Origin of the sequence: Pseudomonas sp. WS 5412 (assembly GCF_012985615.1) — a bacterium.
GTDB classification, from domain to species: domain Bacteria; phylum Pseudomonadota; class Gammaproteobacteria; order Pseudomonadales; family Pseudomonadaceae; genus Aquipseudomonas; species Aquipseudomonas shahriarae.
Window position 1 is genome coordinate 18,296 of the sequence record NZ_JAARMB010000020.1, and the last position, 12,342, is coordinate 30,637.

10 protein-coding genes are annotated in these 12,342 nt (G+C 59.5%); 6 read left to right on the plus strand and 4 right to left on the minus strand.

What is annotated here, in order from left to right; translation table 11 throughout:
- Positions 1-5 precede the first annotated feature (5 nt).
- Positions 6-380 (minus strand): histone-like nucleoid-structuring protein MvaT, encoded by a 375-nt coding sequence (mvaT, locus tag HBR94_RS22370; RefSeq protein ID WP_057440135.1) that lies wholly within the window; start codon positions 378-380, stop codon positions 6-8.
- 350 nt (positions 381-730) lie between these two features.
- Here mvaT and purU point away from each other — a divergent pair, with 350 nt between their 5' ends.
- The gene (gene purU / locus HBR94_RS22375) at positions 731-1,579 is read left to right on the plus strand and encodes a formyltetrahydrofolate deformylase (RefSeq protein ID WP_029295472.1); all 849 of its coding nucleotides are present in this window, start codon (positions 731-733) and stop codon (positions 1,577-1,579) included.
- 86 nt (positions 1,580-1,665) lie between these two features.
- Entirely contained in the window at positions 1,666-1,863 is a 198-nt protein-coding gene (locus HBR94_RS22380; RefSeq protein ID WP_057440136.1) for a hypothetical protein, read from the plus strand.
- A 24-nt stretch (positions 1,864-1,887) separates the two neighbouring features.
- Here the strand turns inward: HBR94_RS22380 and HBR94_RS22385 are convergent, their stop codons facing one another.
- Positions 1,888-3,777: a methyl-accepting chemotaxis protein gene (locus tag HBR94_RS22385; RefSeq protein WP_057440137.1), complete on the minus strand. Its 1,890-nt coding sequence runs from the start codon at positions 3,775-3,777 to the stop codon at positions 1,888-1,890.
- Between the two features lie 197 nt (positions 3,778-3,974).
- Between HBR94_RS22385 and HBR94_RS22390 the strand changes: the two genes are divergently transcribed.
- Positions 3,975-5,453, plus strand: coding sequence for a helicase HerA-like domain-containing protein (locus HBR94_RS22390; protein ID WP_057440147.1), 1,479 nt, complete (start codon positions 3,975-3,977; stop codon positions 5,451-5,453).
- 106 nt (positions 5,454-5,559) lie between these two features.
- Here the strand turns inward: HBR94_RS22390 and HBR94_RS22395 are convergent, their stop codons facing one another.
- Complete coding sequence (locus HBR94_RS22395) at positions 5,560-6,015, minus strand: DciA family protein (protein ID WP_057440138.1); 456 nt, start codon at positions 6,013-6,015, stop codon at positions 5,560-5,562.
- A gap of 308 nt (positions 6,016-6,323) precedes the next feature.
- On the opposite strand from HBR94_RS22395, the gene secA reads away from it, so the two are divergent.
- The 3 genes from secA (at position 6,324) to HBR94_RS22410 (ending at position 11,395) form a co-directional block, all read left to right on the plus strand.
- Positions 6,324-9,059 carry a preprotein translocase subunit SecA gene (gene secA / locus HBR94_RS22400; protein ID WP_115128834.1) on the plus strand — a complete coding sequence of 912 codons (2,736 nt, stop codon included), beginning with the start codon at positions 6,324-6,326 and terminating at the stop codon, positions 9,057-9,059.
- Positions 9,060-9,174: 115 nt separating this feature from the next.
- Positions 9,175-10,392, plus strand: coding sequence for a bifunctional glutamate N-acetyltransferase/amino-acid acetyltransferase ArgJ (gene argJ / locus HBR94_RS22405; protein WP_057960534.1), 1,218 nt, complete (start codon positions 9,175-9,177; stop codon positions 10,390-10,392).
- 58 nt (positions 10,393-10,450) lie between these two features.
- A complete protein-coding gene (locus HBR94_RS22410) occupies positions 10,451-11,395 on the plus strand; it encodes a Nudix family hydrolase (protein ID WP_170045565.1) in 945 nt (314 codons plus the stop codon).
- 367 nt (positions 11,396-11,762) lie between these two features.
- Here HBR94_RS22410 and HBR94_RS22415 read toward each other — a convergent pair whose 3' ends face one another.
- Positions 11,763-12,341: a cob(I)yrinic acid a,c-diamide adenosyltransferase gene (locus HBR94_RS22415; RefSeq protein ID WP_115128832.1), complete on the minus strand. Its 579-nt coding sequence runs from the start codon at positions 12,339-12,341 to the stop codon at positions 11,763-11,765.
- Between the last annotated feature and the right edge of the window lies 1 nt (position 12,342).

A 12,342-nucleotide genomic window follows, 5' to 3' on the forward strand; every position in this document is an offset into this window, starting at 1 on the left:
GAACCTTAGTCCAGCAGGGTAGCCCAGCCTTCAACCACGTCACCGCCCCACTTGGCTTTCCACTCTTTCAGAGTCTTGTGGTTGCCACCTTTGGTTTCAATCACTTCGCCGTTGTGCGGGTTTTTGTATTGCTTGACCTTGCGCGCGCGCTTGGTACCGGTAACTTTCACGGCGGCGCGTGGTGCTTTAACTTTCGATTCCGGATCCAGCAGCGCGATGATGTCACGCAGGGATTTGGAGTATTCACCCATCAGGGTGCGCAATTTGCCTTCGAATTCCAGCTCGGTTTGCAATTTGTCGTCTTGGGACAGATTCTTCAAACGTTCTTGCAGCTCTTTGATAGCGGATTCGGTGGCACGGTATTCGTTGATCAGGGACATGTGGACTACCTTATACGGGGCGCTGAGGGACAGGGATAGTGGCCTAATAATAGTCAGACAGTTTGCCCAAGTAAACATTTAAGCTCGGTTTTATGTAATTTACTTTGAATGTTTGTAGCGAAAGGCTCGGAGTGCATTATTTAGTGCGCCCCAGCCAGCTATAGATATTCTCATTAGATCTCGGCTAATTGCGGTAACAGCTGCTTGTACTGACATAGTGCCCAGGTAAAAACCATACGTTGTTTAGGGCCGCCGCAACGAATCGCGCGAATAAGCGCTGAGGAGTACTGCAGTTTTTCTACGGTGTCGCTAGAATGGCGGCCTTTGCGAAGTTCTGGAGTTTGCCCCTAATGCGCACTTTTCGTCTGGTGATTGCTTGCCCGGATCGGGTTGGTATCGTCGCTAAAGTCAGTAACTTTCTGGCCTCCCACAATGGCTGGATCACCGAAGCGAGTCATCACTCGGACAATCTCAGTGGTTGGTTTTTCATGCGCCACGAAATTCGCGCGGACACCCTGCCGTTTGGCCTTGAAGCGTTTCGCGAGGCGTTTGCGCCCATCGCCGAAGAGTTTTCGATGACCTGGCGTATTACCGACACCGAGCAGAAAAAGCGCGTGGTGCTGATGGCCAGCCGCGAATCCCACTGCCTGGCGGACTTGCTGCACCGCTGGCACAGCGATGAGCTGGACTGTGAGATCGCCTGTGTGATTTCCAACCACGACGACCTGCGCAGCATGGTGGAGTGGCATGGCATTCCGTATTACCACGTCCCGGTCGACTCGCAGAACAAACAGCCGGCCTTCACCGAAGTCTCACGTCTGGTCGAGCAGCATCAAGCGGACGTTGTGGTCCTTGCGCGCTATATGCAAATCCTGCCGCCGGAACTGTGCCGCGAATACGCAGGCAAGGTAATCAACATTCACCACAGCTTCCTGCCGTCCTTTGTCGGGGCCAAGCCGTATCACCAGGCGTCGCTGCGCGGCGTGAAGCTGATTGGTGCAACCTGCCACTACGTCACCGAAGAGCTGGACGCAGGTCCCATCATCGAGCAGGACGTGGTCCGCGTCAGCCACAGCGACAGCATTGAAGACATGGTGCGTTTCGGCCGCGATGTCGAGAAGATGGTCCTGGCCCGTGGCCTGCGCTATCACCTGGAAGACCGCGTGCTGGTGCACGGCAACAAGACCGTGGTGTTCTGATCGACTGTTTTGGGTTGAAGCAAAAAGGGCTTGGGCGTTAAATCACCCAGGCCCTTTTTATTAGTGTCAGTTGCGAGGATCGAACCATGAGTGATCCCCTGGATAAAGCCACGTCCAAGGCGCCCGCCACCTTGGGGGAGGGCTGTTTGAGCCGCTATGACCCGGATGCCCTGGATGCCGAGGACGGCACGGACTTCCCCGATGCTGCCCGGTTGTGGGAGCAGTTGCAGGAGGAGTCAGAGCCGCACGACAAGCCCGGCCCTGACAAAAACAACGCTGGCTGAATGTAGGCGCTGCTGTGTTGAGGTCTAGATGCGGAAGCTCCCCACCAGTTGTTTCAAGCGCGCTGCTTGCTGCTCCAGATCGGAGCAGGCGCGCAAGGTGGACTGCAGGTTTTCCACACCCTCCTGATTGAGCGTGTTGATCTCGGTGATGTCGATATTGATCGACTCCACCACCGAGGTCTGCTCTTCCGTCGCGGTAGCCACCGATTGGTTCATGCCGTCGATTTCACCGATGCGCTGGGTCACGCTGCTCAGGCGTTCGCCTGCCAGGTTGGCGATCTCCACGCTTTCGAGGCTGTGGCGCTGGCTGTCGCTCATGGTGCTGACCGAATCCCGGGCGCCGACTTGCAGCTCCTCGATCATCTTTTGCACCTGTTGCGCCGATTCCTGCGTGCGGTGGGCCAGGTTGCGCACCTCGTCGGCCACCACCGCAAACCCGCGTCCGGCTTCCCCGGCTCGCGCGGCTTCAATGGCCGCGTTGAGTGCCAGGAGGTTGGTTTGCTGGGAAATACTGGTGATCACTTCGAGGATCTGGCCGATATTCACGGTCTTGCTGTTAAGTGCCTCGATATTGCTGCTGGAGGCACTGATCATCTCGGACAGTTGCGTCATGGCCTTGATATTGCGCTCCACCACTTGCTGGCCATCTTCGGCCAGATGGCGTGCGTCGCTGGCCTGGTTCGAGGCCTGGGCGGCGTTGCGGGCAATTTCCTGGGCAGCGGCACCCAACTGGTTGATCGCTGCCGCGACACTGTTGGTGCGGTTGGCCTGTTCGTCGGAGTTGACCATCGATGAGTTAGAGGCGCTGACCACGCGCAGGGCCACTTCATTGACCTGGCCGGTGGCGGAGGACACTTCGCGAATCGAGGTATGAATCCGCTCCACAAAGCGGTTGAAGGCTTTGCCCAGAATGCCGAACTCGTCGTGGTTCTGGATCGTCAGGCGGCGCGTCAGGTCACCTTCGCCATCGGCGATGTCTTCCATGGCCCGGGTCATGACATGCAGCGGTTGCATCAGCACGCGGATCAGCATGCCCAGCAGCGCGATGATGATCGCCACGGCAATCACCGTGGCAATAATGGCCGAGGTGCGGAATTCGCTGAGCATTGCGAAGGATTTGTCTTTATCTACCGACAGACCGATATACCAGTTCACTGACGGCAAACCCTTGATCGGGGCGAAAGTGACGATACGGGTTTTGCCCTCGACCTCGATTTCGCTGAAGTCGGCACTGATCTTGACGGTCTGGTTCGGGTACGCCTCGCCCAGGGTCTTCATCACCAGGTTTTTTTCCGGGTGCACCAGGATCTTGCCGTCGGCACTGACCAGGAACGCGTAGCCCATGCCGCCGAAGTCCAGTGCGCCGATATTGTCCACCAGGGTTTGCAGGCTCAGGTCACCGCCGACCACGCCGACGCTTTGCCCGGCCTTGCTGCTGGGGGTGGCGATGGAAATGATCAACTGGCCGGTGGCGGCGTCGATATAGGGCTCGGTCAGGGTCGAGCCATTGCTGCTCTGGGCACCCTTGTACCAGGGGCGCACGCGTGGATCGAAGCCGTCGGGCATCTTGGCATCGGGGCGAATGGTGAAGCCGCCTTTGCTATCGCCCAGATAGGTTGCCATGAACGAAGATGTCAGGGCTTTCTGCTCTAGCAGGCTGGCGATGACGCTCGGCTCGGGGTTGATGGCGATGTTCTGGGCGGCGTTTTCCACCAGCACAATACGTCCGGCCAGCCAGCTCTGGATATTGCTGGCGGTGACATCCCCCATTTCATGGAGGTAGCTGTCGAGGTCATTGCGAATCGCGTTGCGTTGCAGGTAGTCGTTGTACAGCGTAAACAACGCAAATGCGGCAATGACGATAAGGGCGGCTGCAAGCAGGATTTTGTGGCTGAAGCGCAGATTTTTATTCATGGCTCGTCGTGTCCGCTAGGGTCTTAATGTCCAAGGCGCGTCTTTTATGGCAACGCATAAATGACAGCGTTAAATAAAGTGTGATATTTCCATTTGCTCCTGCAGGAATTATCTGGCCTAACTTTTTTAGACTTTTTGGGTCTCTCGCTTTATCTGTATCGACCGTGCAGGGCTAAAGATTAACCATGGGTGACAAAATGCCTGACTCCTCGCAACTTCTTATTGGCGCAGACCTTGAAGGCCAACCCATCGCCCAGGCCATGCGCCTGGCTAACCGCCATGGCCTGATCGCCGGCGCTACCGGCACCGGCAAGACCGTGACGTTGCAGCGGCTGGCAGAGGCGTTCAGTGATGCTGGCGTGGCGGTGTTCGCTGCAGATATCAAGGGTGACCTGTGTGGCCTGGGCGCTGCAGGCAATCCCCAGGGCAAGGTGGCCGAGCGGATCGCCGGCATGCCGTTCCTGAATTACGCGCCTAAGGCATATCCGGTAACGCTGTGGGATATCCACGGTCAGTCCGGTCATCCGCTTCGTACAACCTTGAGTGAAATGGGCCCACTGTTGCTGGGCAGCCTGCTGGAGTTGACCGACAGCCAGCAGTCGACCTTGTATGCGGCGTTTAAAGTGGCCGATCGCGAGGGCTTGTTGCTCTTGGATCTCAAGGACCTCAAGGCCCTGCTCAATCACCTCAAATTCCACCCCGAATTGCTCGGCGATGATGCGGCCCTGATGACCACGGGCTCCAGCCAGGCTTTGCTGCGGCGCCTGGCCGTGCTGGAACAGCAGGGCGCAGAGGCCCTGTTCGGCGAGCCGGCGCTGCAACTGGAAGATATTCTGCAACCGGCCAGCGATGGGCGAGGGCGTATTCATTTGCTGGATGCCAGCCGCCTGGTGCACGAGTCACCCAAGGTCTATGCGACCTTCCTGCTGTGGTTGCTGGCGGAGTTGTTCGAGCAGTTGCCGGAACGCGGGGATGCCGACAAGCCGCTGCTGGCACTGTTCTTCGACGAAGCGCATTTGCTGTTTGCCGATACGCCCAAGGCCTTGCAGGACCGCCTGGAGCAAGTGGTGCGGTTGATTCGTTCCAAAGGTGTGGGGGTGTATTTTGTCACCCAGTCGCCGGGCGACTTGCCGGATAGCGTACTGGCGCAACTGGGTTTGCGGATCCAGCATGGCCTGCGGGCGTTCACCACCAAGGAGCAAAAATCCCTGCGGGCGGTGGCCGATGGTTTCCGACCAAATCCTGCGTTTGATGCGCTGGCGGTATTGACCGAGCTGGGCACGGGTGAGGCACTGGTGGGTACGCTGCAGGAAAAAGGCACCCCCGAGGTGGTCCAGCGGGTGCTGGTCGCGCCGCCGCAGTCGCGGATCGGGCCGTTGACTGCCGCCGAGCGGGCAGGGTTGATTGCCGGCTCGCCTCTACAGGGGCGCTATGACAAGCCGATTGATCGTGAATCCGCCTATGAAGTGCTGATGGCACGCAAGGAGCTGGGGCCCGAGGCGAGTGCTGCGCCTGCCGCTGAAGAACCGAGCTTCACCGACAAGGCCGGGGCGTTTCTTGGCACGACCGCGGGCAAGGCCCTGAAATCGGCGATGCAGCAGGCGGCCAACCAGATGGGCCGCCAGTTGGTGCGCGGGCTGTTGGGGTCTTTGCTTGGCGGTAGCAAGCGCAAGTAGCCATCAAGGTCTATGCAACCCAATGGGGGAGCGGGCTTGCCCGCGATTGCGCTGTATCAGTCGATACATGTGCCGACTGGCACACCGCACTCGCGGCTGCCCGCTCTCAGGTCTTGGGCTTGGCGTGACTGGCCAGGCGCTCCAGCGCTGCGCGCAACTTCGGATCTGTAATCCCGTCTGCCGTCGCCTGGATGGTTTCGGCGGCATTCACCGACAAATCCATGGTATGCCCCACCGCACCTTGCTGCACGGTCGGTGGCTGGACCTTGAACTGGATGCGCTGCAGGCTCTCAAATACCTCAAATGCCTGTAGCTGGCGCTGCAAGCGTTTTTGTTGGTAGCGCAGGCGGGTTGCCCAATGCCCATCGGTGACGATCAGCAGCAGCGTACCTTCACGCCACGACGCCACATGACAGTGTTCGCGAGCAGCAGGTTGCAGTTGGCTTTCCAGGAGGCGTTGCAGATGGCCCAGGCGTTGCGCATGGCCAAAGATGGCTTTTAAAGGCTTGGCTTCGCGCAGCAACACGGCGGGAGCACGGGCCGTAAGAGGGCGAAATGCCATGATCTAGACACCTTAGGTAACAGAGCCGCCATGGTAGCAGAAAGCGTGTGCGGCACCGTGGTCATTGCTTTGTCAGCAGTTTATCCATTAAATCAATAAGTAACTTCTCACTCGAATGGGTTGAAGTTCAGCAAAAAGCCCCTATTTTAAACAAGCCCTCTGGGAACGCTGTGCCTGCATCGTGGAACAACGCCACTTTCCTCACCCTCGTTTCCGGGTAGAATGCTCGTTCGCATGCGGCCGTGAGGGCTGCTCGGGCGACTCACGGGGCGCCCCTTCATCCCTAATGTGTGGAAGAACCTGCCGATATGTTTGCGCCTTTGTTAAAGAAACTTTTTGGAAGCAAGAATGAGCGCGAAGTCAAACGCATGCTCAAGACGGTGCAGCTGGTCAATGCCTTCGAAGAGCAGATGGTTGCTTTGTCGGACGAGCAATTGCGCGCCAAGACCGAAGAGTTCAAGGCCCGCATAGCCAAAGGTGAGACCCTCGACAAACTGCTGCCTGAAGCCTTTGCGGTCGCCCGCGAAGCCGGTAAGCGGGTGATGGGCATGCGCCACTTCGACGTCCAGTTGATCGGCGGCATGACCCTGCATGAAGGCATGATTGCCGAAATGCGCACCGGTGAAGGCAAGACCCTGGTGGCAACCCTGGGTGTTTACCTCAACGCACTGTCCGGCAAGGGCGTGCACGTTGTGACGGTGAACGACTACCTGGCCCGCCGGGACGCCAACTGGATGCGTCCGCTGTATGAATTCCTCGGCCTGACCGTCGGCGTCGTGACGCCGTTCCAGCCGCCGGAAGAGAAGCGTGCCGCCTACGCCGCCGACATCACCTACGGCACCAACAACGAATTCGGTTTCGACTACCTGCGCGACAACATGGCGTTCAGCATGGAAGAAAAATTCCAGCGCGAACTCAACTTTGCCGTGATCGACGAAGTCGACTCCATCCTCATCGACGAAGCCCGTACCCCGCTGATCATCTCCGGCCAGGCCGAAGACAGCTCGCGCCTGTACACCGAAATCAACAAGTTGATCCCGCGCCTTGAGCAACATATCGAGGAAGTGGAAGGCGTGGTGACCAAAGAAGGTCATTACTCCATCGACGAGAAGACCCGTCAGGTCGAACTCAACGAAGCCGGTCACCAGTTCGTCGAAGAAATGCTGACCCAGATCGGCCTGCTGGCTGAAGGCGAAAGCCTGTACTCGGCGCACAACCTGGGCCTGTTGACCCACGTGTATGCCGGCCTGCGCGCCCACAAGCTGTTCCATCGCAACGTCGAATACATCGTCCAGGACGGCCAGGTAGTACTGGTCGACGAACACACCGGCCGTACCATGCCCGGTCGTCGCTTGTCCGAAGGCCTGCACCAGGCCATCGAAGCCAAGGAAGAGCTCAATATCCAGGCCGAGAGCCAGACCCTGGCCTCGACCACCTTCCAGAACTACTTCCGCCTGTACAACAAGCTGTCCGGCATGACCGGTACTGCGGATACCGAAGCGTTCGAATTCCACCAGATCTACGGTCTGTCGGTGATGGTTATCCCGCCGAACAAGCCGCTGGCGCGTAAAGACTACAACGACCTGGTGTTCCTGACCGCCGACGAGAAATACGCGGCCATCGTCGCCGACATCAAGGAATGCATGACCCACGGCCGTCCGGTCCTGGTGGGTACTGCCACCATCGAAACCTCCGAGCACATGTCGAACCTGCTCAACAAGGAAGGTATCGAGCACAAGGTCCTCAACGCCAAGTTCCACGAAAAAGAAGCCGAGATCATTGCCCAGGCCGGTCGCCCAGGCGCGCTGACCATCGCGACCAACATGGCCGGTCGTGGTACCGACATCCTGTTGGGCGGCAACTGGGAAGTGGAAGTGGCGTCCCTGGACAACCCGACCCCTGAGCAGATCGCCCAGATCAAGGCCGACTGGCAGAAACGCCACCAGGCAGTGCTGGAATCCGGTGGTTTGCAGGTGATCGCGTCCGAGCGTCACGAATCGCGTCGTATCGACAACCAACTGCGTGGCCGTGCCGGTCGCCAGGGTGACGCCGGTTCCAGCCGTTTCTACCTGTCCCTGGAAGACAGCCTGATGCGCATCTTCGCCTCGGATCGGGTAAAGAACTTCATGAAGGCCCTGGGCATGCAGTCCGGCGAAGCCATCGAGCACCGCATGGTGACCAACGCCATCGAAAAGGCCCAGCGCAAGGTCGAAGGTCGTAACTTCGACATTCGTAAGCAACTGCTGGAGTTCGATGACGTCAACAACGAACAGCGTAAAGTGATTTATCACATGCGTAACACGTTGCTGGCCGCCGACAACATTGGCGAAACCATCGCCGACTTCCGTCAGGACGTGCTCAACGCCACCGTCAGCGCCCATATCCCGCCACAGTCCCTGCCTGAGCAGTGGGATGTTGCCGGCCTGGAAGCGGCGTTGAAGAGCGACTTCGGTGTCGATCTGCCGGTCCAGCAATGGCTCGACGAAGACGACCACCTGTACGAAGAAACCCTGCGCGAAAAACTGATGGCCGAACTGCTGGCCGCGTATAACGAGAAAGAAGAGCAAGCCAGTGCCGAAGCACTGCGCACCTTCGAGAAGCAAATCGTTCTGCGCGTGCTGGACGACCTGTGGAAAGACCACCTGTCGACCATGGATCACCTGCGTCACGGTATCCACCTGCGCGGCTACGCCCAGAAGAACCCGAAGCAGGAGTACAAGCGCGAGTCGTTCACGCTGTTCTCCGAGTTGCTGGATTCGATCAAGCGCGATTCGATTCGTGTGCTGTCCCACGTTCAGGTGCGTCGCGAAGACCCGATCGAAGAAGAAGCCCGTCTGCGCCAGGAAGCCGAAGCCCTTGCCGCGCGCATGCAGTTCCAGCATGACGAAGCACCGGGTCTTGAAGCACCTGAAGTGCTGGGCGAAGAAGTCGACGTGGCCCTGGCCCAGGCGCCGGTGCGCAACGAGCAGAAGCTGGGTCGCAACGAGCCGTGCTGGTGCGGTTCGGGCAAGAAGTTCAAACACTGCCACGGCGAAATCAACTAAGATTTTTGCCTGACGCTGCAATACCCCGCGCCGCGACCGGCATCAGCCGTCGCGGCGTTTTGCCATTTAATCACCGTCGACGACGACGGTGCAGACATCGTTAAGGAGCGCATTCATGGCTGTTGGTCTTGGTCCTTTGCCCACGTTGCACCCGGTTGCCGGTTTTGAACTCGGTATCGCTTCGGCCGGCATCAAACGCCCTGGGCGCAAAGACGTGGTGGTGATGCGCTGTGCCGAAGGCTCGACCATCGCCGGTGTTTTCACCCTGAACGCGTTTTGCGCCGCGCCCGTGATCCTCGCCAAGCAACGCGTCGAAGGCCCGGTACGTTACCTGCTGACCAACACCGGCAATGCCAACGCCGGCACCGGCGAACCAGGCCTGGCCGCTGCCGCGCGCACCTGCGCCAAGCTGGCGGAGTTGACCGGCGTGGACGCCAGCCAAGTGCTGCCGTACTCCACCGGGGTGATCGGTGAGCCACTGCCCGTGGAAAAAATCGAAGGCGCCCTGCAAGCCGCGCTGGACGACTTGTCGGTGGATAACTGGGCGGCCGCGGCCACCGGGATCATGACCACCGACACCTTGCCCAAGGGCGCCAGCCGCCAGTTTGTGCATGACGGCGTGACCGTCACCGTGACAGGTATCAGCAAAGGCGCGGGCATGATCCGCCCGAACATGGCGACCATGCTCGGCTACATCGCCACCGACGCCAAAGTCTCCCGTGACGTGCTGCAAAACCTGATGCTTGATGGCGCCAACAAGTCGTTCAACCGCATCACCATCGACGGCGATACCTCGACCAACGACTGCTGCATGTTGATTGCCACCGGCAAGGCCGATCTGCCGGAAATCACCTCGTCCAACGGCCCGCTGTTCGCGGCGTTGAAGCAGGCGGTGTTTGAAGTGTGCATGGAAGTGGCCCAGGCCATCGTGCGTGACGGCGAAGGCGCGACCAAGTTCGTTACCGTTGAAGTCAACGGCGGCGGTAATCACCAGGAGTGCCTGGATGTGGGTTACACCGTGGCCCACTCGCCATTGATCAAGACCGCGCTGTTTGCGTCCGACCCGAACTGGGGCCGGATCCTCGCGGCGGTTGGCCGTGCCGGCGTACCGAACCTGGATGTGAGCAAGATCGACGTGTTCCTCGGCGATGTGTGCATCGCCAGCCGTGGCGCCCGTGCCGAGACCTACACCGAAGCCCAGGGCTCGGCGGTGATGCAGCAGGAAGAAATCACCATCCGTATCGAGTTGGGTCGCGGTGAGTGCAGCGAAACCATCTGGACCACCGACCTGTCCCACGAGTACGTGAAGATCAACGCCGAATACCGTACTTGATACCTGCCCGGGGCATTGGCAATGCCCCGGCAGGCGCCGGCTTAGAGGACGTAAAACCGTGAAACGAGTTCATGTAGCAGCCGCAGTCATTCGCGGTACCGATGGCCGGATTCTGTTGGCCCGTCGTGCAGATACCCAGCACCAGGGCGGCCTCTGGGAGTTTCCCGGTGGCAAGGTGGAGGCCGATGAGTCGGTGCTCACCGCACTGGGGCGAGAGCTGCAGGAAGAATTGGGTATCCAGGTCACCACGGCCCGGCCGTTGATCCAGGTACAGCATGATTACCCGGACAAGCAGGTGTTGCTGGATGTCTGGGAGGTCTCGGCGTTTACCGGCGAGCCCCACGGCGCGGAAGGGCAGCCCCTTGAATGGGTGGCGCCACGGGACTTGCAGAACTACGAGTTTCCCGCGGCCAATGCGCCCATCGTTGCTGCTGCCCGTTTGCCCGCCGACTACCTGATCACCCCAGGCGAACTGGAAACCCCGGTGCTGTTGCGCGGTATCCAGAAAGCCGTTGCCGGTGGTATCAAACTGATCCAGTTGCGTGCGCCCAATGGCTACGACCCCAAATACCGCGACCTGGCGGTGGACGCCGTAGGCCTGTGTGCTGGCAAGGCGCAATTGATGCTCAAGGGGCCGTTTGAATGGCTCGGTGATTTCCCGGCTGCTGGCTGGCACATGACCTCGGCGCAACTGCGCAAATACGCGAGCAAGGGCCGACCGTTGCCCAGGGACCGCTGGTTGGCGGCGTCTTGCCACAATGCCGAGGAACTGGCATTGGCCGAACTGATGGACGTGGATTTTGTCACTCTGTCGCCGGTGCAGCCGACCCAGACTCACCCTGATGCGCAGCCTCTGGGTTGGGAAGAGGCGGCGCAGTTGATCAAGGGCTTCAGCAAACCGGTGTTTCTGTTGGGCGGGGTTGGGCCTGACGAGCGGGAGAAGGCCTGGGAGAGCGGGGCGCAGGGTGTGGCGGGGATTCGGGTGTTCTGGCCTGAGGTGTGAGTTGTCATTGCTGGCCCCATCGCAGGCAAGCCAGCTCCCACATTTGAATGTATTCACAAATCAAAATGTGGGAGCGGGCTTGCCCGCGATGAGGCCCAGTCAAACAATACAAAACCCGCAGAATTTCAGTGCGGCTTAGCCGCCTGCCACAAAATCCCCACATTTGAATGTATTCACAAATCAAAATGTGGGAGCGGGCTTGCCCGCGATGAGGCCCAGTCAAACAATACAAAACCTGCAGAATTTCAGTGCGGCTTAGCCGCCTGCCACAAAATCCCCCACACTTGAATGTACTCACAAATCAAAATGTGGGAGCGGGCTTGCCCGCGATGAGGCCCTGCCAAACAATACAAAACCCCGCAGAGTCTCAGTGCGGCTTAGCCGCCGCCTGCCACAAAATCTCCGCAATCCCTTGCCTCCGGGCAATCACCCTTGCTGCCACAAACAGCAAATCCGATAGCCGATTGATATACGCCAATCCCACCCCTTCCAACGGCTCCAGCGCATTCAGTTGCTGGCAGCGCCGCTCGGCGCTACGGGCCAGGCTGCGGCACACGTGGGCCTGGGCAATCAGCGCCGAACCGCCGGGCAGGATGAAGTTCTCCAAAGGCCCGACTTCTTCATTCCAGCGATCAATCGCGGCTTCCAGGCGGTCCACCTCGCCCGCATTGAGCGCCTTGTAGACCGGCATTGCCAGCTCGCCACCGAGGTCAAACAGTCGATGCTGGCAGGGTGTTAGTACCTCGATCACATCGTTCAGCGCGGGATGCTGGCCGCTTTGCTCCTCAAGGCCGGCCAACAGCAGGCCCAGTTGGCTGTTGAGGCTGTCCACTTCACCGATCGCCTCCACCCGGGGGTGATCCTTGGGCACGCGGCGGCCGTCACCCAGGCCGGTTTCGCCCTTGTCGCCGGTACGGGTGTAAATTTTCGACAGGCGAAAGCCCATG